The organism is Phenylobacterium sp., from assembly GCF_030698145.1.
In the GTDB taxonomy this organism is placed as follows: domain Bacteria; phylum Pseudomonadota; class Alphaproteobacteria; order Caulobacterales; family Caulobacteraceae; genus Phenylobacterium.
In genome coordinates this window covers 22,935-47,432 of record NZ_JAUYNW010000094.1, presented here as the reverse complement: position 1 = coordinate 47,432, position 24,498 = coordinate 22,935, and the positions used below count along the sequence as shown (strand labels likewise).

The window sequence follows — 24,498 nt, the reverse complement described above, 5'->3', positions numbered from 1 at the left end:
CTACCAGCTGTCGATCCAGCGCAGCTTCTTCTCGGTCCGCACCGGGACGGGTGGCAGGGCCTTGAGGCCCGAGACGACCCAGCGGCGCGTGTCGGCGGGGTCGATGACGTCGTCCAGCGACGGGCTGGTTGCCTGGGACATGGCCTTGCCCCGCGCATAGGCCGCGGCGACCATCTCGTCGAACTTGGCCTTGCGGGCGGCGGGGTCGGCGATGGCCGCCAGTTCGTTGCGGTAGCCGAGCTTGACCGATCCCTCCAGGCCCATGCCGCCGAATTCGCCGGTGGGCCAGGCGACGCAGAACATCGCGGCCTGGTAGCTGCCGCCGGTCATGGCGATGGCGCCCAGGCCGTAGCTCTTGCGCAGGATCACCGAGAACAGCGGCACGGTCAGGTTGGCCCCGATCACGAACAGCCGCGAGCAGTGGCGGATCAGGCCGGTCTTTTCCGCCTCCGGTCCGACCATGTTGCCAGGCGTATCCGACAGCGACAGGACCGGGATGTCGAAGGCCTCGCAGAGCTGCAGGAAGCGCGCGGCCTTGTCCGAGGCGTCGGCGTCGATGGCCCCGCCGATGTGGTGGGGGTTGTTGGCGAATACGCCCACCGGACGGCCCTCGATGCGGATGAAGGCGGTGACCATGGCCAAGCCGAACTTGGGTCGCAACTCCAGCACCGAACCCGTGTCGGCGATCAGCTCGATCACCTTGCGGATGTCGTAGACCCGCAGGCGGTTTTCGGGGATCGAGCGACGCAGCAGGCGTTGGTCGGCGCACGACCACTCCGCCAACGGGCCCTGGAAATACGAGATGTACTGCTTGGCCAGGCGCACGGCGTCGGCCTCGTCCTCGGCCAGGACGTCGATGGTGCCATTGGCCTGCATGACCTTGATCGGCCCGATCTCCTCGGGCCGGAACACCCCCAGGCCGCCGCCCTCCACCATGGCCGGGCCGCCCATGCCGAGCGCCGAGTCCTTGGTGGCGATGATCACGTCGCAGCAGCCGAGGATGGCGGCGTTGCCGGCGAAGCAGCGTCCGGAACTGATCCCCACCAGCGGCACGGCGCCCGAGAGCCGGCCCCAGAACTCGAAGCCGCGGACGAAGCCGCCGCCCTCGGTGTCGCCCGGCCGCCCGCCGCCGCCCTCGGTGAAGAACACCGTCGGCACCCGCCAGCGCAGGGCGATCTCGCTCATCCGGTCGAGCTTCTCGTGATTGTGCCCGCCCTGGGTGCCGGCCAGGACGGTGTAGTCATAGGCCATGACCGCGACCCGGGCCTTGTCCTCGGCGAACATCGCACCGTTGACCGAACCCAGGCCCATGATCATGCCGTCGGCGGGGGTCTGGGCGATCAGTTCGTCCAGGGTGTTGCGGCGACGGCGCGCGGCCACCACCAGCGACCCGTATTCGGTGAAGCTGCCAGGATCGAGCAGGTCCTCGACGTTCTCCCGCGTGGTCCGCTGGTTGGTCTTGCGGCGGCGGGCCGTGGCCTCCGGGCGGGCGGCGTCCAGGGTCCGCGCGTGACGATCCAGCACCTCGGCAAGGTCGGGGCGGATGAAATCGAGGTCGATCTCCTCCTCCTCCACCCGGCCGCCGCCCTCCATCTCCACCGGCTCCAGGAAGGCCAGGGGGTGGTCCTCGAACACCGTGTCGCCCTCGGCCACCGTGATCTCGCGCACCACGCCGGAGACGTCGGCGGCGATGACGTGCTCCATCTTCATGGCTTCCATGACGAACAGCGGCTGGCCGGCCAGGACCGTGTCGCCCACCGCCACCGACAGGCTGATCACCGTGCCCTGCAGAGGCGCGCGCAGGGCCTGGGTTCCCTCCGGCCCCTCAAGGTCTTCCTCGTCATCCTCGATGGCGGTCTCGGCCTTGCCGTGGTGCAGCACCGCCAGGGGGTCGCTGGCGTCGACAGCCGCCCCAGCGCGTTTGGCGGGGCCGCCCGCCGCGGCGGTCTCGAAATAGAGCCTGGGCGCCTCGGCCGCAGCGGCGAGCTCGCCCATGGCCTCCTCGATGAAGCGGGTGTGGACGTCGCCGGCGGTCACCGACGGATGGGCCAGCAGCCCTTGCAGGAAGCCGATATTGGTGGCCGCGCCGACGATCTTGAATTCCGACAGCGCCCGCCGCGCCTTGGCCGCGGCGACCGGCAGGCCGCCGGAGCCTGCGTGTACGATCAGCTTAGCCAGCAGCGAGTCGAACCGCGCACTGGTGCGGTAGCCGGCATAGCCGAACCCGTCGACGCGGACCCCCGGACCCGAGGGCGGCTCGAACGCCGTGAGCAGCCCGCCCGATGGCTTGGCCGAACCGTCGGGCGACATGGTCTCCAGGTTCACCCGCGCCTGGACGGCGATCCCGCGCGGCCTGGGGACCTCGGCCTGGGTGAGGTTCAGGTCAGCCAGGGAGCGCCCGCGCGCGACCTCGATCTGTATACGGACGAGGTCGAGGCCTGTGACCTCCTCGGTGACCGTGTGCTCGACCTGCAGGCGCGGATTGGCCTCGATGAAGACGATCCGATCGCCCTCGACCAGGAACTCCACGGTGCCGAGATTGCGGTAGTGGGCGGCGCGGCCCAGGGTGACCGCGGCCTCGAACAACCGCTCTCGCGTCTCCATGGGCAGGCCGTCGGCGGGCGCGATCTCGATGACCTTCTGGCGCTGCCGCTGCAGGCTGCACTCGCGGTCCCAGAGGTGGGAGACCACCTGGCCGTCGCCGACGATCTGCACCTCGATATGGCGGGCGCGGGCCATGAAGGCCTCGACATAGAGGGACCCGTCGCCGAACGCGGCCTGAGCCTCCGAGGCGCAGCGTTCGAAGGCCTCGGTCAGTTCGGCGGCCGACCGGGCCGGGCGCATGCCCCGTCCGCCGCCGCCGGAGACGGCCTTGACCATGACCGCCCCGCCCTCGCCGAGGCCGGCCAGGAAGGTCAGGGCCTCGGCCAGGGCGGTCGCGCCCGAGGTGCCGGGCAGGATCGGCACGTCGCAGCGCGTCGCCAGGGCGCGGGCCGCGCCCTTGTCGCCGAACAACTCCAGGGTCTCAGGCGAGGGCCCGACGAAGGTCACGCCGGCCTCGGCGCAGGCGCGCGCGAAGGCGGCGTTCTCCGACAGGAAGCCGTAGCCCGGATGGATGGCGTCGCAGCCGGCCGCCTTGGCCGCGGCGAGGATCTGCGCCCCGTCGAGATAGGCCGCGGGGCCGGAACCTTTGAGGGCGACCGCCTCGTCGGTCTTGCGGGTATGGAGCGAGGCCGCGTCGTCCTGCGAATAGACCGCCATCGTGGCGATCCCCATTTCGGCGGCGGTGCGCGCGATCCGGACGGCGATCTCGCCACGATTGGCGATCAAAAGCTTCTTCACGGATCCATCCCAACAAACGTTTGTTTGATATTGCCCGTGGCCATGGCCCGCGTCTACGGCTTCGAGAGCAGCCCCTCGAACAGGGGGCGGACATAGAGCTCGGCGACCGTGGCCGGGGTGGCGCCTGGAACCCAGTAGTGCAGCTCGGCGGCGGCGTTGATCGCCGCCGTCATCGTCTGGGCGCCGATATTGGCGTCCACAGCCCGGACCGAGCCGTCGGCCACCCCGTCGGAGATCAGGGCGGCGAAGCGGTAGGAGATGCGGTCGAAGCTGGCCAGGAGGTGCGGCTGCAAGGCTTCCGGCGCGGAGGTGAGCGCCGAAGTGCGCAACAGCGGCGCCGCGCCGGTCATCTGGTGTTCGACCAGGGCCGTGGCGACGGTGGACAGGGTCTGCAGGCCGTTGGTGCAGACCGCCTCGGCCTGGTCGATGGCCCGGCGCATGACTTGGAAGGTGCGCTCGAAACAGGCGACGACCAGTTCGTCCTTGGTCTCGTTGTGATGGTAGAAGGCGCCTTTGGTGACATTCAGCCGCGCGGAGATCTTCTCCACCGAGGCGCCCACATAGCCCTCTTCGTTGATGAGCTGGGTGGCCGCGCGCAGGAAGCGTTCGCAGGAGGTCTCGAGCCTGTCGCGCTCGGCGACCAGGGCCGGCAGGGCGACCGGCCTCCAGGCTCGACCGGGGGCGGCCAGGCCGTCGGCGAGAATGGCGCCCAGCCGCCGCGAGACCCGGCCGTAGTCGCCCAGGTCGTGCCGGTCCAGCCACGCCGGCGCCCAGAAGACCTCCGAGACCAGCAGGTGGGCCCGCGCGTTCAGGGCCTGGCGCGACAGGGCGAGCGTCTCGGGTCCCTCGAGCAGACTCCGCACGCCGCGGAACATGTCCACATAGGCCTGGTTCACCGGCTCGCTGCCCAGGGCCCGGACATCGTTGAACATCGCCAGGGGCGGGAATTCGCCCAGCGCCGAGCGGCGCTGGTGGTCGAAATAGGAGTCGAGGAAGGCGCCTAGACGTTCGCGGACGGCCTGGCGGCCGGCGCTTTCGGCCACCAGCCGGTTGAACCGCCCGATCCCATCCAGGAAGGCGGCGGAGGCCAGGGCCTCCTTGTTCCTGAAATAGTAGATCACCCCGGTGGGCACGAGGTTCAGCCGCGCGGCGACGTCGGCCAGGGTCATGCCGTGCACGCCCTTGCGGTTGATCACCTCGATCGCCGAACCGACGATGGCGGCCTTGCGCTCGACGAAGCGCTTGGTCGGGACGGGTGCGGCGGCGGCGGTCATGGCGACCTCATACCGCGCCCTCAATTGCCGCGATAGCGGAGGTCGCGCCTAGACGCTCTTCAGCAGCCCCGTGTCGATCGGCAGTTGGCGGATGCGCTTGCCGGTCGCCGCGAAGATCGCGTTGCAGAGCGCCGGAATCACCGGCGGCATGGCCGGCTCGCCGAGCCCCGTCGGCGAGTTGTCCGACTTCACGAAGTGGGTCTCGATCGGCGGCGCCGAACTGATCCGCATCAGGGGGTAGTCGTTGAAATTCCCCTCCCGAGCGGCGCCGTTCTCGATGGTGACCTTCTGGGTGAGCGCGCCGGAAAGGCCGTCCAGGACAGACCCCTCGATCTGGTTCAGCGCGCCGAACGGATTGATGATCTGGCGGCCCACATCGGCGCCCACCCACACCTTGACCAGTTCGATTGCGCCGTCCGCGGCGACCTTCACCTCGACCACCTCGGCGAAGTAGCCCAGGTGGCTGAAGTGGAAGCCCACGCCCAGGCCCGAGCCCTTGGGCAGCTTGCGGCCCCAGCCGGACTTCTCGGCGACCAGCTTCAGCACGCCCGCCATCCGTCCGGCGTCATAGGCGTCGCGGCCGAGCGTCCCGACCAGGCCCTTGTCGCCCAGCATCTTCAGCCGGAACGCCACCGGGTCCGCGCCCGCGGCGTGGGCCAGCTCGTCGATGAAGCACTGCACCACGAAGGCGATGGCGTTGGAGCCCGGCGCCCTAAGGGGCCCGGTCGGCACGCCGCAGGCCATTAGCGACAGGTCGTAGCGATAGTTGGGCACGAAGCGCGCCGGGAACTCGTGGGCCGCCATCCCGGCGGACCGCGCGACCTGACCGTTCTCGCCCAGCGACACGAAGTGGTTCTTCCAGCCGACGATGTCGCCATTGGCGTCCACGCCGCCTTGCAGGAAGTGCCAGCCGGCCGGGCGGTAGAAGTCGTGGCGCATGTCGTCTTCACGCGTCCACAGCAGCTTCACCGGTGCGCCGACCTGCTTGGCGATCCAGGCGGCCTCGACCATGTAGTCGTTGTTCAGCCGCCGCCCGAACCCGCCGCCGCAGCGGATCATGTGGATGAACACGTCCTTGTCGGCGACGCCCAGGGCCTTGGCCACCAGGTCGCGGCCGGGCTGCGGGTTCTGGGTGGGCGCCCAGATCTCCACCTTGCCGTCCTTGACCTGGGCCGTGCAGTTCTGCGGCTCCAGATTGGCGTGCGAGATGAAGGGATAGGCGTAGGCCGCCTCCACCGTCTTGGCCGCGCCCTTGAGGGCTGCGTCCACGTCGCCGTCATTGCGTTCGGTGCGCAGGGGCGCGCCCTTGGAGAGCTCAACGGCCTTGGCGGCGAAGCTCACCGACGACTGGCTCGAGGTCTGATGTTCTGCCCATTTGATGTCGAGCTTGTCGCGGCCCTTGCGCGCCGCCCACCAGCTGTCGGCCACCACCGCGACCCCGGGCAGCAGGCCGTCCAGCGCGGTCCCGCCCTCGACCACGAAAGCGTGGCGCACGCCCTTCACCGCCTTGGCGGCCTCCAGATTGGCGCTGGCGACCTTGGCGCCGAACACCGGCGCCTTCTCGAAGGTGGCGAACAGCATGCCCGGTACGACCACGTCGATCCCGAACAGCGGCTTGCCAGTCACGATCGAGGGCGTGTCGACCTGGGCGATGGAGCGCCCGATGATCTTGTAGTCCTTGGGATCCTTCAGGATCAGGGTCTTGAGGTCCGGCGCCGGCAGGGTCGCTGCCACAGCCGACAGGGCGCCGTAAGTCGCCTTGCGGCCGGACGCCTTGTGATGGACGACGCCCGAGGCGGTGATGCATTCGCCGGCCGGCACGTTCCAGCCCTTGGCGGCGGCGGCGATCAGCATTGCGCGGCCGGCGGCGCCCACGCGGCGCAGCTCGTCCCAGTGCAGCGGCGTGGCCGCGCTGCCGCCGGCAAACTGGCGGCCATAAAGGGCGGGGTCGGAGGGCGCCTGGACGCTCTTCACCTGGGCCCAGTCGACGTCCAGCTCCTCGGCGATGATCATCGGCAGCGAGGTCTTGATCCCCTGCCCGACCTCCGGGTTCTTGGCCATGATCGACACCGCCCCGTCGGGAGCGATGGAGACATAGGTGTTGAGCTTGGCGCTCGCGGCCTGGGCCGCTGCCTTGCCGGCCATGGCGAAGCCCATCAGCAGGCCGCCGCCGGCGCCCACGCCGGTCCTGAGGACATCGCGCCGCGAGGCGGTGAGGGGAAGGGTTCCGTCAGCCATGATCCTCAAGCCTCCGTCTTCTGGCCGGAGGCCTGTTTGATGGCGGCCCGGATGCGGGTGTAGGTGGCGCAGCGGCAGATGTTGCCGCCCATCGCCGCGTCGATGTCGTCGTTAGCGGGCTTGGCCTTACCCTTCAGCAGGGCCGTGGCCGACATGATCTGGCCGGGCTGGCAGTAGCCGCACTGGGCGACGTCGAGTTCGCTCCAGGCCTGCTGGACCCTCCTGCCGATGGCGGTGGCGCCAACACCCTCGATGGTGGTCACGCGGCCCGAGACGGCGGCCACCGGTGTGACGCAGGAGCGGATCGGCTGGCCATCGACGTGCACGGTGCAGGCGCCGCACTGGGCGACGCCGCACCCGAATTTCGGCCCGAGAACACCGAGCACGTCGCGCAGCGCCCACAGCAGCGGCATTTCCGGATCGACATCGGCCTCGCGGACCGAACCGTTGACGTGAAGCCTGACGGCCATGGATGTCTCCGATCGTGATGCGCAATCGCCACGACCGGATTACAGCCTCCGAAGCTGAGCCGCCAGCTGGCCAGCGCGCCTGTATTCAAAATTCAAATACGACCGAGCTGAGAGCCGATTCGTCGGCATGGGCCGTCATGGAATTCCTGCTCGGCTCCGAGCCAGCCCGGTGACTGGCGTCACGTCGCCGCCGGATCCGAGGAGGAGAAGACCCAGGTCGTTTACCGACGCAGCGGCTTCTGACTTGGGCTGCCGGGCTCCTTGCCCTCGGTCAGATCGGCCAAGATCGGACAGTTTGGCCGATCATCGCCAGTGCAGCAGTGGGAGAGGTGGCGGAGGGTGTCGGCCATGGACTTCATCTCGGCGATGCGGGCGTCGAGGTCGGCGAGGTGATGGTCGGCGATCGCCTTGACCTCCCGGCTCGACCTGTCGCTGTCGCGCCACAGCGACAGCAGCTGGGTGATGTCGCTGACCGAGAAGCCGAGGCTGCGCGCGCGCTTGATGAAGCGCAGCTCGTTGATCTCGCGATCGTCGAACTCCCGGTAGTTGGACTCGGTGCGGCTCGCGGGCCGCACCAAGCCGATCTCATCATAATACCGGATCATCTTGGTCGAGACCCCGGAAGCCTTGGACGCTTGGCCGATGTTCATGCGGCGGATCCTTCAGTGACGTATATCGGCGCGGGCGGCCTGAAAGTGCGAAGGCGTAGCGCATTGGTGAGCACGCTGACGCTGGACAGCGCCATGGCCCCGGCGGCGATCATGGGCGAGAGCAGGATTCCGAAGGTCGGATAGAGCAGGCCGGCCGCTACGGGGATCAGGACGACGTTGTAGCCAAACGCCCAGATCAGGTTCTGGCGGATGTTGCCCAACACCGCCCGGCTCAGCGCGATGGCCGTGGCCACGCCCAGCAGGTCGCTACGCATCAGCACCAGATCGGCGCTCTCGATGGCGATGTCCGTGCCGGCGCCCATGGCGATCCCTACATCGGCCGTCGCCAGGGCCGGCGCGTCGTTGACCCCATCGCCGACGAAGGCGACGCGGCCGTAGCGCGCCTGGAGCGCCTTGACGGTGGCCACCTTGGCGTCGGGTAGGACCTCGGCGACCACGTCGTCAACCCCCAGGACCGCGGCGACGGCTTGCGCCGTGCGGCGGTTGTCGCCGGTGATCATCGCCACCTTCAGGCCCATGGCGTGCAGAGCGCTCAGCGCCTGGGCCGTGGTCGGCTTGATCGGATCGGCGACAGCGATGATCGCCACGAGTTCACCGTCGATGGCCGCGTAGAGTGGGGTCTTGGCCTCGCCGGCCAGGCGCTCGGCCTCGATCGCGAACGGCGCCGTCGATACGCCGAGGCGCTGCAGGAAGCGGTCGGCTCCGACCTGCACCAGCCTGCCCTCGACAGTGGCCTGGGCGCCGAAGCCGGGGACAGCCTCGAAGGCGTCGGCCGTCGCCGCCGCCAGCCCTCGGGCCTTCGCCGTCTCGACGATGGCTTGGGCGATGGGGTGCTCGGACCTGCCCTCGACGGCGGCGACCAGGCGCAGGACGTCCACCTCGTCATGGCCGTCGGCGACCTGCAGGTCGGTGAGAGCAGGACGGCCGAGCGTCAGGGTCCCGGTCTTGTCGAAGGCCACCACCTTCACATCGCGAAGGCTCTGCAGGGCCTCGCCGTTGCGGAACAGCACCCCGAGTTCGGCGGCCTTGCCGGTTCCGACCATGATCGAGGTCGGCGTAGCCAGGCCCATGGCGCAGGGACAGGCGATGATCAACACGGCGACCGCATTGACCAGGGCGAAGCTGAGCGCCGGGCTCGGCCCGAAGACCAGCCAAACGCCGAAGGTGAGGGCGGCTGCGGCGATCACCGCCGGCACGAACCAGGAGGTCACCTGGTCGACCAGGGCCTGGATCGGCAGCTTGGCGCCCTGGGCGGTCTCCACCATGCGGACGATCTGGGCCAGCAGGGTCGCCGAGCCGACCTTGGTGGCGCGGAACCGGAAGGCGCCGGTCTTGTTGACCGTGCCCCCAACGACCCCGTCGCCGGGGCCCTTCGCGGCCGGGATCGGCTCCCCGGTGATCATTGACTCATCGACAAAGGACGCGCCCTCGACCACGTCGCCGTCGACGGCGACGCGTTCCCCCGGACGGACCACGACAATGTCGCCGACGATGACATCGGCCACGGCGATTTCGGCCTCCTCGCCGCCGCGCAGCACGTGGGCGGTCTTCGCCTGCAGGGTCATCAGCCGCTTGATGGCCTCGCTGGTCCGGCCCTTGGCCTGCGCCTCGAACAGCCGGCCGAGCAGGATCAGGGTCACGATGACGGCCGCAGCCTCGTAGTAGACGAAGTCGGCGCTGGCCGGCAGGAGTCGCGGGGCGAAGGTCGCGACCGCCGAATAGGCGAAGGCCGCGCTCGCGCCGAGCACGACCAGGGAGTTCATGTCGGGGGTGCGCCGGATCAGGTTCGGCACGCCCTTGCGATAGAACCGCAGGCCCGGCCCGAACAGGACGAAGCCCGCCAGCGCGAAGCTTATCAGCCGCCAGGGCTGTTCACCGATGGTCGCGGCCAGCCAGTGGTGGGCGCCTGGAATGAAATGACGAGCCATTTCCGCCAGGAACAGCGGCGCTGTCGCCAGGGCGGCGACCAGCACGGCGCGCTTCAGGCCCATGATTTCAGCCTCGCGGGCAGCGCGTTCGCGGTCGGTCAGGTCGGGCGTGGTCTCCCCGACTGGCTTGGCTTCATAGCCTGCGCTCGCAACCGCCGCGGTGAGAGCTAGTGTTCCGGCGGACCCTTCGAGGACGCGGACGCTCGCCCGTTCGGTGGCCAGGTTGACCTCGGCCGCGAGCACGCCCGGAACCCCCCTTAGCGCCCGCTCGACCCGCCCTACACAACTCGCGCAGGTCATTCCGTCGACCTTGAGCTCGACTGTGTGGGCGAGCGGCTCGTAGCCCGCCTTGCGGATCGCCTCGACCACCGCGCGCGTCTGGTCCTCAGCGGTGAACTCCACATGAGCGCGTTCGGCGGTAAGGTTCACCGAGGCCCTGGCCACGCCTGGCACGGCGGCGATGGCCTTCTCGACCCGCCTGACGCAGCTGGCGCAGGTCATGCCGAGCACAGGTATGTCGATGGGCGTCAGCGTCGTAGCGGGCATGAACGGGCCTCCTGGTGGTCGATGCCCGCCCTAGATGGACCTTCCCATGATGGGAGGGTCAAGGGGTTCGTTTCCTGCGGTTTTCGATGTCCGCAATGGGGGCGGCCGAAGGCAATCTGACGACCACCACTGCCGCGGGCAGCGATGTTCTTGGCCGCCGCCCGCCGCGTCGAGCGCCCCTGAGGGTGTCACCTGAGCCGTACCCCGTGGGGGCGGGGGCCGCGTCGCTGGGGGGAGGGTGGTTCCGCGGACAGGCTCAGGTGACGGGGGTACAGGGTATCAACAACTTACTAGTTGTATAATAACTGTATATCGGGAGCAGGGCGCGTGCAAGGCGCGACTCGGGGGCGCGCAGGTCGGTCAGCCGAACGGTTTTTCCAGGCTGGGCTGGGGCGGGGTGAACCAGGCGGCCCCGTCCACCGTGACGTGGAAGTGGTCCTCCAGGCGCACGCCGAACGCATCGGGGATGACGATCATCGGCTCGTTCGAGAAGCACATGCCGGGCGCCAGCGGGGTCTTGTCGCCGCGGACCAGATAGGGCGCCTCATGGATCGACAGTCCGATGCCGTGGCCGGTCCGGTGGGGCAGGCCCGGCAGGTCGTAGTCGGGGCTGAACCCGGCGGCGGCCAGGACCGAGCGAGCGACCGCGTCGATCTCTTCGCAGGGCACGCCGGGTTTCACGGCGGCGAAGGCGGCGGCCTGGGCGCGCTTCTCGACTTCCCAGACCCGGCGATGCTCGGGGGAAGGCTCGCCGAACGCGTAGGTGCGGGTGATGTCGGAATTGTAGCCCTGCACCCGGCAGCCGGTGTCGATCAGGACCAGGTCGCCATCGGCCAGGGCCTGTTCGCCGGGCAGGCCGTGGGGGTAGGCGCTGGCCAGGCCGAACTGCACCGCGCAGAAGGACGACCCGTCGTCGGCGCCCAGCGCCCGGTGCGCCTGGTCGATGAAGCGACGCACCGCCGTGGTGGTGATCCCCGGCGCCAGGATGGCCGCGGCGCGGCGGTGGACCTCCAACGTCATGGCCTTGGCCTGGGACATCAGGGCCAGCTCGGCAGACGACTTGATCATCCGGCAACCGTCGATGACCGGGGCGCCGTCCAGCAGGTCGACGCCCGGCGCGGCCAGCCTCAGGCCGTTGAACACGAAGAAGGGCAGGGCGGGGTCGATTGCCAGGGTCTTGGCGCCAAGGTCGCCCAGGGTGCGGGCGGCCAGCACATAGGGGCTCTCATGTTCCTCCCAGAGCAGCATCTGCGCCTCGATCCCGAGCGAGGCTTCCAACGAGCCCAGCTCGAAGCGCGGGCAGACCATCCGCGGCGGGCCCTCCAGCGGCAGGATCATCGCCACCAGCCGCTCGGTGGCGTTCCAGCCGACGCCGGCGAAATAGCGCAGCGAGGCGCCGGCGCCGACGATCAGGGCGTCCGCGCCGATCTGGCCCATCAGCTCCCGGGCGCGGGCGATCCGGGCCATGCGCTCCTCTCGCGTGATGGCCGGTGCGGGATTGGGCCAGGGCGAGAGTTGCGAAAGCTCGATCTCCGCGGTCGAGCCGCCGATGCCATGGGTCATGCTGAAACTCCGCTGTCAGGCGCTAGCCTCGTGTCCTAACGCCACCTACAACTTGCCGCCATGGCTGGAAGTCAGGATTTCGCCGCCGACCCGCGCAACGCGACGGCGCTCATCTATCTCAACGGCGATCTCGTGCCTCGCGAGGCGGCCAAGGTCTCGATCTTCGACGCTGGCTTCGTGCTGGGCGACGGGGTCTGGGAGGGCCTGCGGCTGCACAAGGGCGCTCTGCTCTTCCTGGGCGCCCACATGGACCGGCTCTACGAGGGCGCGCGGACCATCGACCTCGACATCGGCCTGACCCGCGAGGCGCTGACGGCCGAGATCCGCCGGTTGCTGGCCGCCAACGGCATGGAGGACGGGGCCCACCTGCGGCTGATGGTGACCCGGGGCGAGAAGGCCGCGGCCAACCAGGACCCGCGCAACTGGCTGGGCAGGCCGACCATAGTGGTCACGGCCGAGTACAAGTCGCCCAGCCCGGAGATCGTGACCCGCGGCCTGTCGCTGTTCACCTCCACCATCCGCTGCACCCCGGCCGACATGTTCGACATGCGGCTCAACTCCCACAGCCGGCTGAACCTGATCCAGGCCCTGCTGCAGGCGATCAAGGCCGGGGCCGACGAGGCCCTGATGCTGGACCCGCACGGCTTCGTCTCAAGCTGCAACGCCACCAACTTCTTCTTCGTCCGCGACGGGCGGGTGATGACCTCCTCCGGCGCCTACTGCTTCAACGGCGTCACGCGGGCCAATGTCATCCGGCTGTGCGGCGACCACGGCGTGCCGATCACCCTGGGCGACTTCACCCTGGCCGAGGTCTATTCCGCCGACGAGGCCTTCGTCACCGGCACGTTCGGCGGCCTGACCCCGGTGCGGTCGATCGACGGCCGCGAGCTGCCCGCTACGCGGCCCGGGCCGGTGACCGCCAGGCTGCGCGCGGCCTATGAGGCGCTGAAGGACGCGGAGGCCCGATGAGCCAAACCATCCGGATCGCCATGTGGTCGGGGCCGCGCAACATCTCCACGGCGATGATGCGGGCCTTCGAGAACCGCCCCGACACCGTGGTGGTCGACGAACCCTTCTACGCCGCCTACCTGGCGCAGACAGGCCTGGATCATCCGATGCGCGAGGAGGTTCTGGCCTCCCAGCCGCTGGACTGGCGCGAGGTGGCCAAGGCCATGTCGGGCGAGCCGCCGGCGGGCGAGGCGGTCTTCTACCAGAAGCACATGACCCACCACATGGTCCCGGGCTTCGGCCTCGACTGGGCGGAGACCTGCCGCAACGCCTTCTTGATCCGCGAGCCGGAGGCGGTGCTGGCCTCCTATACGGTCAAGCGCGCTGAGGTCACCCTGGACGATATCGGCGTGGTGCGGCAGCGCGAGCTGTTCGAACGCGAATGCGATCGGCTGGGCGCCGCCCCGCCGGTGGTGCTGGGCGCCGACGTGCTGGCCGATCCGCGCGGGATGCTGAACGCGCTCTGCGCGGCGCTGGCGATCCCGTTCCGCGAGGAGATGCTGAGCTGGCCCGCCGGGCGGCGCGCCAGCGATGGGGTCTGGGCGCCGGCCTGGTACGACGCGGTGGAGCGCTCCACGGGCTTCGAAGCCGCCCCGGCCAAGGCTGCGCCGCCACCGTTGCCAGACGACCTGAGGCGCATCGCCGACCAGGCGCGGCCGCACTACGAGGCCTTGGCCGCCCTGCGGCTGCGTACTATCTGAGCCGGCATGGCCGAAGCCTTCAACGACCTGATCCTCCCCGCCGACAAGGCCGCCCGCTACGCCGCGGTCGCAGAGGAGATCGCCGCCGTCCTGGACGGCGAGCCGAACCTGACCGCGCGGATGGCGACCGTCGCATCCATGCTGGCGGCGACCTTCGACAGCTATTTCTGGACCGGCTTCTATGTGGTCGACCCTGAGCGGCCGCGCGAGCTGGTGGTCGGGCCATATCAGGGCACGCTGGGTTGCCTGCGCATCGCCTATGGACGCGGTGTGTGCGGGGCCGCGGCCGAGACCGGCCAGACCCAGGTGGTGGCCGACGTCCACGCCTTTCCTGGCCACATCGCTTGCGACAGCCGGTCGTCCAGCGAGATCGTGGCGCCGGTGTTCGACAAGGCCGGCGAGCTGATCGCCGTGTTCGACGTCGACTCCACCCAGACCGCGGCCTTCGATGAGACCGACGCCGCCTGGCTGGAGACCATCCTGAAAGACACCTTTGCGGTCTAGGCCTTGCAGCGCCAGGTCCACCTTTCCCTAACCGGGACAAGCTAGACTGGTGTTCTGATGCTGAAGGCCGAAACCTTTCATCCGGTCGACCTGCCGGAGAGCGACGTCGCCGCCTGGCGCGCGCTCTGCGCCTCGCGGCCGGATTTCGCCAACCCCCTGCTGGGCCCCGATTTCGCCCTGGCGGTCGGGGCGGTGCGCGACGATGCGCGGGTGACCGTGTGGCGCTGGCCGGAACGGGTGGCGGGCTTCCTGGCCCATCATCGCCGCCCGGGAGGCCTCGCCCGCCCGATCGGCGCGCCGCTGTCGGACTATCACGCCCTGGTGGCGGCGCCCGGCCTCGACGCCGAGCACGCCCTGACCGTCGCCGGCCTCGCGGCCTACCGGTTCACCGGCCTGATCGACCCCAACCACGCCTTCGGGTCCGGCGTCGTCGCCGAGCACGAGGCCTATCAGATCACCTTGAACGGCTCGGCCGAGGCCTATCTCGAGGCCCTGCGCGTCGAGAGTCCGAAACGGTTCAAGAACTATCGCCGCCTCGACCACAAGATGGACCGCGAGGTGGGCCTGCTCAGCGTCCGCGCGCCGGACCGCGATCCCGCGGCCTTCGACCAGTTGATCGCCTGGAAGCGGGCCCAGCTCGCCCGCACCGGCGCCCACGACTTCCTTCGGCCGGCCTGGACCCAGGCCCTGATGGCCTCGCTGTTCGACCGCGACCGCGGCGATTTTCAGGGGCTGATGATCAACCTCTATGCGGGCGACCGTCTGGTCGCCGGCCATTTCGGCGTCCGCCTGGGCGACGTCTATCATCCGTGGATCGCCTCGACCGATCCGGAGCTCGGCGCCTGGTCGCCCGGGCAGGTCTTCCTGCAGCGCGCGATCGCCGTCATGCCGCTACTGGGCCTGACCACCTACGACCTCGGTCCGGGCCATGACCACTACAAGCGGCCCTACGCGCTCGACACCCGAGTCATCACCGAGGGCGCGGCCGTCAGCGCCGGCTCGCGCGGCCTCATGGCCCTGGCCTCCGAACAGGCCTGGGCCCTGGCCGGCGCCAATCGCGCGGGCCTGGTCGGCAGCCTGCGCCGCCGGCTCGACATGATCTCGGCGACCGAGCTGTCCCTGGCCGATCGCGCCCAGGGCCTTGCCGACGCCCTGAGCGCCAGGGCCCGTCCGCGGGACAACGAGGCGGAGGCCGCCTGATCCCATGCAAGCGCCGCTGGTCAGCCTGATCATCCCGACCCAGCGCCGCCGGGATGGCCTGATCACGGCCGCGCTTTCGACCTTTCGGCAGGTCGGCGTCGATCTGGGCGAGCTGGAGCTGGTCATCGTCGACAACGATGAGGTCGACTCCGCGCGATCGACCGCCCGCGCGCTCGCCGACGAAGCACCGTTCCCGGTGATCTATGTCCACGAACCGGAACCTGGCGTCGCCAATGCCCGCAATGCTGCCATGGCTCAGGCGAAGGGTGAACTGATCGCCTTCCTGGACGATGATGAGGAAGCCCCGGAGGGTTGGCTCGCCGCCCTGCTGGGCGCCATGGCCAGCCATGAGGCCGACGTGGTCTTCGGGCCGGTGCGGGGCCGCGCGCCCGAAAGCGTCGTCGCCCACCGAGCCTATCTGGAGAGGTTCTTCTCCCGCGAAGGGCCGGCTCAGGCCGGCCTGCTCGACTACTATTACGGATGCGGCTGTTCCCTGCTGCGGCGGGCCTCGTTGCCGGACCGGAACCATCCGTTCTCCGCCATCCGCAACCACATCGGCGGTGAGGACGACCTGCTGTTCGGACAGATGAAGCGCGGCGGCGCCCGGTTCGCGTGGGAGCCCGCGGCCTGGGTCTGGGAGGATCCCGTTCCGGCGCGGTTGAGCCTCGCCTACACGATCCCGCGCGCCTTCGCCTATGGCCAGGGGCCGTCCTCGGCCTGCGCGGCGGCCAGCCCGCCCGACCGGCTCGGCGTCGCCCGCTGGATGACCCAGGGCTTGGTCCAGGCCGCGGTGTTCGGCGCCCTGGCCGGCGTCAAGTGTTTGGTCCGCGCGCCCGACTTCGCCCCCACTCTGGACCGCGCGGCGCGGGGCCTGGGCAAGACCCTGTGGTGGGGGCCCTTCAAGATCCACTTCTACGGCCTGAGGGCGGGCGCATGAGCGTGATCACCGACTGGACGCCAGAAAGGGCCGCGACCTTCGGCAAGGCTAACCTGACCTTCGATCATGGCCTGCACGAACGCCCGATGTTCTCCGACGCGGGCCTGGAGGAGCTGCTCGACCGCTTTCCGCGCGAAAAGCTGGGCGTCTTCACCATGGGCGAGGATCCGGTCGCCTGGACCACTTGGCGCAAGGGCGCGGCCAATGGGCTCTCGGGCTCGAAGCTGCTGGAAGCCGCCCAGGCCGGCCGCATCTGGCTGAACCTCCGCCAGACCAACGACCACCTTCCCGAATACGCCCGCCTCGGCGACGAGATCTTCGCCGAGAAGGAGGCGATGAGCCCCGGCCTGAAGACCTTCAAGCGCGACCTGGGCATGCTGATCTCGTCGGCCGACGCCCAGGTCTTCTACCATCTGGACGTGCCGCTAGTGTCGCTCTGGCAGCTCCGCGGACGCAAGCGCGTCTGGGTCTATCCGGTGGCCGATCCCTATGTGGGCGAGGAGACCCTGGAGCGGATCGTGCTCAAGGAGACCGCCGAGCAGTTCACCTTCGACCCGGCCTGGGACGCCGGCGCGGAGGTCCACGACCTGACGCCCGGCAGGATGGTGACCTGGATCCAGAACGCCCCGCACCGGATCGAAAACGGCCCGATGTTGAACGTCTCGCTCTCCATCGAATTCATGACGCCCCAAGCCCTCATGCGCGCCAACGTGATCTACGCCAACGGCGTCCTGCGTCGCCGGCTGGGGGCGCGGCCGACCATCCAAGACGGCTTCACGCCAGCCTCGCTGGGCAAGCTCGCCATCGCCCGCGCGGCCAAGGCGCTGAAGCTCCAGACCCCGCATGAGCGGATCCTGCCCACCAGCTTCCGGCTGGACGGCAAGCGCCCCGGGATGCTGCTCCCCGTGTAGTTGCCGCGCCGTGTTGGCTTACGCCGCGTCGACCGCCTAAATACCCTCCGACGCGCGAACGACGCGCAATCCTTGGGAGCGGAATCATGGGCGAAGCCTATATCGTTGCAGCCACCCGCACGGCCGGCGGCCGCAAGGGCGGCAAGCTGAAGGACTGGCATCCGGTCGACCTGGGCGCCGTGGTGCTCAACGACCTCATGGACCGCACGGGCGCCGATCCGGCCCTGGTCGAGGACGTGGTCATGGGCTGCGTCGGACAGGTGGGCGAACAGGCCATCAACGTGGCGCGCAACGCCGTGCTGGCCTCGCGCCTGCCGGAAAGCGTCCCCGGCACCAGCGTCGACCGCCAGTGCGGCTCCTCGCAGCAGGCCCTGCATTTCGCGGCCCAGGCCGTGATGAGCGGCTCGATGGACGTGGTGATCGCCGCCGGCGTCGAGAGCATGACCCGCGTGCCCATGGGCCTGTCGGCGGCCCTGCCGGCCCAGAACGGCTTCGGCAACTATATGAGCCCGCGGATGCAGGCGCGGTATCCGAACATCCAGTTCAGCCAGTTCATGGGCGCCGAGATGGTCGCCGAGAAGTACGGCCTGACCAAGGATGAGATCGACGAGTACAGCTACCAGTCCCACCAGCGCGCCATCGCCGCGACCCAGGCCGGGGCGTTCAAGAACGAGATCGTCGGCATCGAGATCACCGACGCTGAGGGCAACGTCACCGTCCACAATATCGACGAAGGCATCCGCTTTGACGCCAGCCTGGACGGCATCAAGGGCGTGAAGCTGCTGCGCGAGGGCGGCCGCCTGACTGCGGCCTCGTCCAGCCAGATCTGCGACGGCGCCTCGGGCGTGATGGTGGTCTCGGAGAAGGGGCTGAAGGAACTGGGCGTGAAGCCGCTGGCTCGCATCCACCACCTATCCCTGCTGGGCCACGACCCGGTGATCATGCTGGAGGCCCCGATCCCGGCCACCGAGCGCGCCTTGAAGAAGGCTGGCATGAGCGTGGACGACATCGACCTGTTCGAGGTCAACGAGGCCTTCGGCTCCGTGCCCGTCGCCTTCATCAAGCACCTGAAGGCCGACCGGGAAAAGGTGAACGCCAACGGCGGCGCCATCGCCCTGGGTCACCCGCTGGGCGCCTCGGGCACCAAGCTGATGGCCACCCTGCTGAACGGCCTTGAGGCCCGCGGCGGCAAGTACGGCCTGCAGACCATGTGCGAAGGCGGCGGCATGGCCAACGTCACCATCGTCGAACGCCTCTAGGAAGAGAAACCCATGACCGGGCGCGTCTTTGCAGTCACGGGCGCGTCCGGCGTCCTGGGTTCGGCGGTGGCCAAGGCCGCCGCAGCTCAAGGGGCCCGCGTGGCCCTGATCGATCACGCCAAGCATTCCGACGCCTTGGAGGCCTGCGGGCCCGAGGCGATCATGCTGGGCGGGGTGGACCTGACCGACGCCGTGGCCGCCGGGGCGGCCATTGACGCGGTCGCCGACCGCTTCGGCGGGATCGACGCCGTGATCAACGTGGCCGGCGGCTTCAAGTGGGTGACCCTCGAGGACAGCCTGATGGAAAGCTGGCACCGGCTGTTCCTGATGAACGTCCAGACCGCCGCCAACACCAGCCGCGCCGCCATCCCGCATCTGAAGCGCAGCCTGGCTGGGCGCATCGTCAATGTCGGCGCCAACGGCGCGCTGAAGGCCTCGCTCGGCATGGGCCCCTACGCTGCCTCCAAGGCCGGCGTGCACGCGCTCACCGAGAGCCTCGCCGAGGAGTTGAAGGCCGATGGGGTGACGGTCAACGCCGTCCTGCCCTCGATCATCGACACGCCGACCAACCGCGCCGACATGCCCAAGGCCGACTTCGCAACCTGGGTGTCGCCAGAAGACCTGGCGACGGTGATCCTGTTCCTGGCCTCGCCCGACGCCTGTGCGGTGACCGGCGCCCTGGTTCCCGTAACCGGTCGGGTCTGACACGCCTGTAGCGCCCAAGCCTCAGCACGCACCAAAAAACTCGCTCCGTAGGCGAAGCTTTCTGGTGTTCGGTACGAAACACCGCCAAACCTGGGCTTCGGGGAAGGGGAGCCCCAGTTCAATGAATCCAGCCGGCGTCATCGCCGCCGCGGCGCTCGCGGCGACCATCCTTCCGACGCTGGCCGCCGCCCAGGACGCCCCCGCCGCGAGCGGAGTCATCGCCTATCCGCCCGCCTTCTTCGCCGAGATGGGGACCTCTACGGCCCTCGACATGGTCCAGCGGTTGCCGGGCTTCGCCTTCGACAAGGGCGCTACGGTGCGCGGCCTGGCCGGGGCTGGCGGCAACGTGCTGATCGACGGCGAGCCCCCGGTCTCCAAGAACGACACGCTGGAGGAGGTGCTCAAGCGCATCCCCGTCGGCTCGGTCCTGCGCATCGACGTAATCCGCGGCGGCGCGCCGGGCATCGACATGCAGGGCAAGACCGTGCTCGCCAACGTGGTGCGCAAGCAATCGGCGGGCACGCGGGGCGCGATCAGCGTCTCCAGCCAGCCGCTGGGGGACGGCCGGGTCCTGAACGCCCTGCGCGCCGAGGGCCAGTGGCGCTGGGACGGCAAGCTGGCCGAGCTTTCGATGGTCCACGGCAAGGGAGCCGACGACAGCTACGGCGACGGTCCGCGGGTTCGATACGGCCCGGCCGGCGTGCCGATCATCCGGTCCATCGTCGACGCCGACGCCCAGGGCGAACGGCGCTGGCTGATCGGCGCCTTCGAGACCCCGCTGGCCAAGGGCCGGCTGCGGGTCAACGGCGCCTACATGGACAACGTCTCCGACGTCGAGCTCTACGACCGGCTGAGCTTCCCCACCGCCACCCGCGAGGACGAGCGCATCAGCAACGACCGCCTGCAGGCCGAGTTGGGCGGGCGGTTCACCCGCAGGTTCGGCGCGACCTCGCTGGAGGCCGTCGCCTTCCAGCAGTGGAACAATGTCGACACCCAGGCGCGGTTCACCAGCGCCGCCGTCAATCGCCTGTTCGCCAGCGACAAGAAGGTCACCGAGACCGTGGGCCGCCTGCACCTGCGGCGGCGCTGGTCGGAGGCCTTGTCCCTGGAGGCCGGCGTCGAGGGCGCGTTCAACGGGTTGGACTCCGAGACCAGCCTGAGCGCCAACGGCGCCCGCGTCACCGTGCCGGCGGCCAATGTCCGGGTGGAAGAGAAGCGCGCGGAGGCGTTCGGGGTCGCCACCTGGCGGCCGACGCCGGAGCTGACGGTGGAAGCCGCCGTGCGCCAGGAAACCTCGACCATCACCTCCACGGGCGACGTCCGGCTGGAGAAGTCGCTGTCCTTCACCAAGCCGCGGCTGGCGGTGACCTGGGCGCGGGACGCCGCCAGCCAGGTCCGCCTGCGCCTGGAGCGCGAGGTGAGCCAGCTCAACTTCGACGACTTCGTGGCCTCGTCCTCGGTGGCCAGCACCGGAGTGGTGCTGGCCGGAAATCCGGATCTCTCGCCCCAGCAGGCCTGGGTGGCGGAGGCGGCGTTCGAACGCCGGTTCTGGACCAGCGGGGCGGTGGTGCTGACCCTGCGCCATTGGGAGCTGACCGAGGTCATCGACCGCGCGCCGATCGGCGCGGGCGTCGTGGTCGCCGACGGTCCGGCCAATATCGGTGAGGGAACCAAGGACGAGGCGGTGGTGAGCCTGGCCGTGCCGCTTGCGCGGTTCGGGGTGAAGAACGCCACCTTCCGGGGCCAGCTCGCCTGGCGGGATTCGCAGGTCGTCGACCCGACCACCGGGCGGTCGCGCGAGATCTCCGGCTACAATCCGGTGGTCTGGGACGCCCACCTCACCCAGGACCTGCCACAATGGAAGGCGACTTGGGGCGTCGACGTCTCCGGCGGGTTCCGCGAGACCTTCTATCGGCTGACCGAGATCGAGACCCGCAAGTTCGAGACCTTCGCCACGGTCTTCGCTGAGCTGAAACCCCGATCGGACATCGTCCTGCGCGTCGAGGTGCAGAACATCGGCGCGCGCGACGTGCAGCGCATCCGCGAGGTCCATGCCGGTCCGCGCAGCACGGCCGCCATCGCCTATACCGACGTGCGCGACCTGGAGTGGGGCCGGGCCCTGTTCCTGCGCCTGCGCAAGACCATCGGCTAACCCTGGTCGACCAGGGTGAGGCGCCTGACGACCTCACCCTTGGCCAGAACCGCGCCGGGAGCGATCACCGCGTTTGCGCCGACGCGGACGCCGTCACCGGCCAAGACGCCGAACTTCTCGACACCGGTCTCGATCAGTTGGCCATTCAGGCGGAAACTGATCTGCTTATCGGCCTTCTCGTTCCGATAATTGGCGACGATGGAGCCGGCTTCGAGATTGACGCCTCGGCCCAGGATGCTGTCGCCAACGAAATTGAAGTGCGCCAGCTTGGATCCGCGAAACACGAACGACGATTTCAACTCTGCCCCGGGCCCCAGGATGCAGTCTTCCTCCAGCCAACAACCGTCGCGGACATAGGCGCCGGCGGCCACGAAACACCTCGGCCCGATCACGGCGGGGCCCTTCAGGACGGCTCCGGCCTCCACTGTCGATGAGCGATGGACGGCGACCCCGTCGTCGATCCGATAGGCCGTTGCGTCCAAGCCTAGAATGAGGCGTCGCGTGATCTCCGCCGAGCGGATGGTGATGCGCCAGGGCGCCTCGCCGGCCCAAGGCGACAGGGGCGAACCTGCGAAGCCATCGATGTAGTCGCCGATCGACAGGCTCACCGGGCGATCGTCGTGCTCGGGCGGACCGGCGCCACCCGCCAGACGATGTCGCCGACGTCGTCGGCCACCAAGAGCGCGCCGGTCTTGTCGACGGCCACGCCAACCGGGCGACCTTGTGCCTGGTCCTTCTTGTCCAGGAAGCCGCTCAAGAAGGCCTGCGGCGGACCCGAGGGCTTGCCCCCGGCGAAGGGGATGAACACCACGCGATAGCCGTTCGGCGGGGTGCGGTTCCAGGAGCCGTGCTGGCCGATGAACACCCCGCCCTTGTAGGCGGCCGGGAAGGCGTCGGCCTTGTAGAAGGCCAGGCCCAGCGAGGCCGTGTGCGGTCCGAGCGCGTAGTCGGGGGCGATGGCCTTGGCCACCAGGTCCGGCCGGGGCGGCTTCACCCGGGCGTCGACGTTCTGGCCGTAATAGCTGTAGGGCCAGCCGTAGAAGCCGCCGTCCTTCAGGCTGGTCATATAGTCGGGGACCAGGTCCTGGCCGATCATGTCGCGCTCGTTGACCGCCGTCCAAAGCGCGCCTGTGACCGGCTCCCAGTCCAGGCCGTTGGGGTTGCGCAGGCCCGAGGCGTAGACCCGCGCCTGGCCGGCGGGCAGGGCGTATTCCAGCACGGCGGCGCGGTTGGTCTCGTTCTCCATGCCGTTCTCGCCGATGTTCGAGTTCGAGCCGACGGTGACGTAGAGCTTCGAGCCGTCGGGGCTGGCGATGACGTTCTTGGTCCAGTGGTGGTTGATCGGCCCGCCGGGCAGGTCGAACACCTTCTCGCCGGCGCCCGCCACCGAGATCTGGCCGTGGGCGTAGGGGAATTTCACCACCGCGTTGTCGTTGGCCACATAGAGGGTGTCGCCGACCAGGGTCATGCCGAAGGGCCGCGTCAGGCCGGTGGCGAAGTCGGTCTTCATCTCGGCCACGCCGTCGCCGTCGGCGTCGCGGAGCAGCACGATCTTGTTGGGGCTAGGTCCCGTGGCCCCGGCCTTCTTCTGCAAGGCGTTGGCGATCATGCCCTGGATTCCCTTGGCGGGCTTGGTCTCCGTGGTCGCTTCCGAGACCAGGACGTCGCCGTTCGGCAGCACCAGCAGCCAGCGTGGATGATCCAGCCCCGAGCCGAACCGGGTGACCGTGAAGCCGGCGGGCGCGGTCGGCTGCCCTGTAGCCGTCCAGCCCACCGCCTTGCGGGCGTTCAGCGTCGGCAGGCCGCCGGTCTCGGGCTTTGGCAGGGCGGGGTCGGCGCCGAAGCCGACGAAGGGCTCGGGCGACCCTTGGGAACAGGCGGACAAGGCGAGGGCGGCCAGCCCGGCGGCGATGACGATGGGGCGCATGGAGATACTCCGGTGCAATCGTTCCGTGGAAACGCGCGAGCTCAGGCTCCGGCGCCGGGCGTCGGCTTGAAGCGCCGCCAGAGCCACGCTGCGACCCCCGCGAGCGTCAGGACCAGCATCAAGGGAAGCGAGACCATCGTCGCGGTCATCTTCAGCGCGGTCAACACGCCGGCCGCGGCGTGCAGGGGACCGGCCTCGCCCGCCCCGGTGGCCAGGGCGGCCGCGAGCGCGGCGTTCTCCAGCATGTCGAAGGCGCCGGCCGCCAGCGGCGCCAGGATGACGAAGCGCGCCACCGACCGCTCCCACCTCACCTGCCGCAGCCCGAAGGCCATCAGGGCCCCGACCGACAGGGCAAAGAGCGCGGCGTTGACGAGGTCGAGGCCATAGAAGGTGAAGGCCGCCTGGCGCAGGGCGGCGTCATACCCGCCCAGGACCTGAGCGGCCGTGGCGGGGTCGTAGAAGACCCGCGCCTGCAGCTCGTTGCCGCCCGCCGCAGCGCCCAGCGCCCGCCATTGCGGCAGGGTCTGCAGCATCAACCAGCCGTAGGCGAAGGCCGCCACATTGAGGGCCACGACCCAGGGGCCGCGGACCCGGTCAATAAAGAACCCGACCACTCGTCTTGCCTCCGCTGGCTCGCCAATCCAGGGTGTCTGACATCGGCGGGCGCGATTGCCTAGCTGGCGGCTGCGCCTGATTGACGCCCCCGCTGCCCGCTGGGCGTGCTATTGTGCGCGAAAGGAAACCGGCCGCTCGGCCGGGAAGGGTGCAAACCGCCGCGCGTCGCGCGTCTTGGCGCCCGCTCCTGAAAGCGCCGCATGCCCCTCACCGAACAGCGGATGCCGGCAGAAGGTCATCAGGCGAGCCACCTCGCCGAGATCCTGGCGCTGGAGCCACGCCTGCTCGAATCGGCGAAGAGCCTGACGGGCGACGCTGTCCAGGCCCAGGCCCTGGTGCGCGAGACCCTGATGATCGCCCGCGATCCGGCCTATGGCGCCGGCGAGGTGGTCGATCCGCAGGTCTGGATCTTCCGGCTGCTGCGTCAACGGTTCCATGTGCTGGGCCGCGACCAGGAACGCCGCCGTTCGCGAGTCGGCGCGCTCGCCGTCCCCATCGCCGCAATCGGCGCCTAGACGCCTCAAACCTCAATCCCGCAACAGGAGGC

General features: G+C 69.5%; 20 protein-coding genes. 10 read left to right on the top strand and 10 right to left on the bottom strand.

The window, feature by feature from the left end; all coding sequences use genetic code 11:
- The 7 genes from Q8Q77_RS14590 to Q8Q77_RS14560 all read right to left on the bottom strand — a co-directional run bounded on the left by Q8Q77_RS14590 (position 1) and on the right by Q8Q77_RS14560 (position 12,032).
- The gene (locus Q8Q77_RS14590; protein ID WP_305584345.1) at positions 1 to 3,342 is read right to left on the bottom strand and encodes a carboxyl transferase domain-containing protein; all 3,342 of its coding nucleotides are present in this window, start codon (positions 3,340 to 3,342) and stop codon (positions 1 to 3) included.
- A gap of 53 nt (positions 3,343 to 3,395) precedes the next feature.
- Complete coding sequence (locus Q8Q77_RS14585; protein WP_305584344.1) at positions 3,396 to 4,616, bottom strand: TetR/AcrR family transcriptional regulator; 1,221 nt, start codon at positions 4,614 to 4,616, stop codon at positions 3,396 to 3,398.
- Positions 4,617 to 4,664: 48 nt separating this feature from the next.
- Positions 4,665 to 6,854, bottom strand: a complete 2,190-nt coding sequence (locus Q8Q77_RS14580; protein ID WP_305584343.1) for a xanthine dehydrogenase family protein molybdopterin-binding subunit — start codon at positions 6,852 to 6,854, stop codon at positions 4,665 to 4,667.
- 5 nt (positions 6,855 to 6,859) lie between these two features.
- Positions 6,860 to 7,324 carry a (2Fe-2S)-binding protein gene (locus tag Q8Q77_RS14575; RefSeq protein WP_305584342.1) on the bottom strand — a complete coding sequence of 155 codons (465 nt, stop codon included), beginning with the start codon at positions 7,322 to 7,324 and terminating at the stop codon, positions 6,860 to 6,862.
- Positions 7,325 to 7,545: 221 nt separating this feature from the next.
- Positions 7,546 to 7,974, bottom strand: a complete 429-nt coding sequence (gene cueR, locus Q8Q77_RS14570; RefSeq protein WP_305584341.1) for a Cu(I)-responsive transcriptional regulator — start codon at positions 7,972 to 7,974, stop codon at positions 7,546 to 7,548.
- A complete protein-coding gene (locus Q8Q77_RS14565) occupies positions 7,971 to 10,469 on the bottom strand; it encodes a heavy metal translocating P-type ATPase (RefSeq protein ID WP_305584340.1) in 2,499 nt (832 codons plus the stop codon). The genes cueR and Q8Q77_RS14565 overlap by 4 nt, the downstream gene beginning before the upstream one ends.
- 360 nt (positions 10,470 to 10,829) lie before the next feature.
- The gene (locus tag Q8Q77_RS14560) at positions 10,830 to 12,032 is read right to left on the bottom strand and encodes a Xaa-Pro peptidase family protein (protein WP_305584339.1); all 1,203 of its coding nucleotides are present in this window, start codon (positions 12,030 to 12,032) and stop codon (positions 10,830 to 10,832) included.
- A gap of 60 nt (positions 12,033 to 12,092) precedes the next feature.
- Between Q8Q77_RS14560 and Q8Q77_RS14555 the strand changes: the two genes are divergently transcribed.
- The 9 genes from Q8Q77_RS14555 to Q8Q77_RS14515 all read left to right on the top strand — a co-directional run bounded on the left by Q8Q77_RS14555 (position 12,093) and on the right by Q8Q77_RS14515 (position 21,409).
- The gene (locus Q8Q77_RS14555) at positions 12,093 to 13,001 is read left to right on the top strand and encodes an aminotransferase class IV (RefSeq protein WP_305584338.1); all 909 of its coding nucleotides are present in this window, start codon (positions 12,093 to 12,095) and stop codon (positions 12,999 to 13,001) included.
- Positions 12,998 to 13,741, top strand: a complete 744-nt coding sequence (locus Q8Q77_RS14550; protein ID WP_305584337.1) for a hypothetical protein — start codon at positions 12,998 to 13,000, stop codon at positions 13,739 to 13,741. Before Q8Q77_RS14555 ends, Q8Q77_RS14550 begins: the two co-directional genes overlap by 4 nt.
- Before the next feature lie 6 nt (positions 13,742 to 13,747).
- On the top strand, positions 13,748 to 14,245 hold the full coding sequence (locus Q8Q77_RS14545) for a GAF domain-containing protein (RefSeq protein WP_305584336.1): 498 nt from the start codon (positions 13,748 to 13,750) through the stop codon (positions 14,243 to 14,245).
- 57 nt (positions 14,246 to 14,302) lie between these two features.
- Positions 14,303 to 15,445 carry a GNAT family N-acetyltransferase gene (locus tag Q8Q77_RS14540; RefSeq protein ID WP_305584335.1) on the top strand — a complete coding sequence of 381 codons (1,143 nt, stop codon included), beginning with the start codon at positions 14,303 to 14,305 and terminating at the stop codon, positions 15,443 to 15,445.
- A 4-nt stretch (positions 15,446 to 15,449) separates the two neighbouring features.
- Positions 15,450 to 16,382: a glycosyltransferase family 2 protein gene (locus Q8Q77_RS14535; RefSeq protein ID WP_305584334.1), complete on the top strand. Its 933-nt coding sequence runs from the start codon at positions 15,450 to 15,452 to the stop codon at positions 16,380 to 16,382.
- Entirely contained in the window at positions 16,379 to 17,293 is a 915-nt protein-coding gene (locus Q8Q77_RS14530) for a hypothetical protein (protein WP_305584333.1), read from the top strand. Before Q8Q77_RS14535 ends, Q8Q77_RS14530 begins: the two co-directional genes overlap by 4 nt.
- Positions 17,294 to 17,379: 86 nt before the next feature.
- Positions 17,380 to 18,552, top strand: a complete 1,173-nt coding sequence (locus tag Q8Q77_RS14525; protein WP_305584332.1) for an acetyl-CoA C-acetyltransferase — start codon at positions 17,380 to 17,382, stop codon at positions 18,550 to 18,552.
- Positions 18,553 to 18,564: 12 nt separating this feature from the next.
- Positions 18,565 to 19,257: an SDR family NAD(P)-dependent oxidoreductase gene (locus tag Q8Q77_RS14520; RefSeq protein WP_305584331.1), complete on the top strand. Its 693-nt coding sequence runs from the start codon at positions 18,565 to 18,567 to the stop codon at positions 19,255 to 19,257.
- Positions 19,258 to 19,378: 121 nt separating this feature from the next.
- Positions 19,379 to 21,409: a TonB-dependent siderophore receptor gene (locus Q8Q77_RS14515; RefSeq protein WP_305584330.1), complete on the top strand. Its 2,031-nt coding sequence runs from the start codon at positions 19,379 to 19,381 to the stop codon at positions 21,407 to 21,409.
- On the opposite strand, the gene Q8Q77_RS14510 is transcribed toward Q8Q77_RS14515, so the two are convergent.
- From Q8Q77_RS14510 to Q8Q77_RS14500, 3 genes are read right to left on the bottom strand one after another with little or no spacing between them, the layout of a single operon-like run.
- The gene (locus Q8Q77_RS14510) at positions 21,406 to 22,017 is read right to left on the bottom strand and encodes a hypothetical protein (RefSeq protein WP_305584329.1); all 612 of its coding nucleotides are present in this window, start codon (positions 22,015 to 22,017) and stop codon (positions 21,406 to 21,408) included. The genes Q8Q77_RS14515 and Q8Q77_RS14510 overlap by 4 nt on opposite strands.
- Positions 22,014 to 23,336 (bottom strand): sorbosone dehydrogenase family protein, encoded by a 1,323-nt coding sequence (locus tag Q8Q77_RS14505; RefSeq protein WP_305584328.1) that lies wholly within the window; start codon positions 23,334 to 23,336, stop codon positions 22,014 to 22,016. Before Q8Q77_RS14505 ends, Q8Q77_RS14510 begins: the two co-directional genes overlap by 4 nt.
- Before the next feature lie 41 nt (positions 23,337 to 23,377).
- Positions 23,378 to 23,950: a hypothetical protein gene (locus tag Q8Q77_RS14500; protein WP_305584327.1), complete on the bottom strand. Its 573-nt coding sequence runs from the start codon at positions 23,948 to 23,950 to the stop codon at positions 23,378 to 23,380.
- 201 nt (positions 23,951 to 24,151) lie between these two features.
- Here Q8Q77_RS14500 and Q8Q77_RS14495 point away from each other — a divergent pair, with 201 nt between their 5' ends.
- The gene (locus Q8Q77_RS14495; RefSeq protein ID WP_305584326.1) at positions 24,152 to 24,466 is read left to right on the top strand and encodes a hypothetical protein; all 315 of its coding nucleotides are present in this window, start codon (positions 24,152 to 24,154) and stop codon (positions 24,464 to 24,466) included.
- Positions 24,467 to 24,498: the final 32 nt, after the last annotated feature.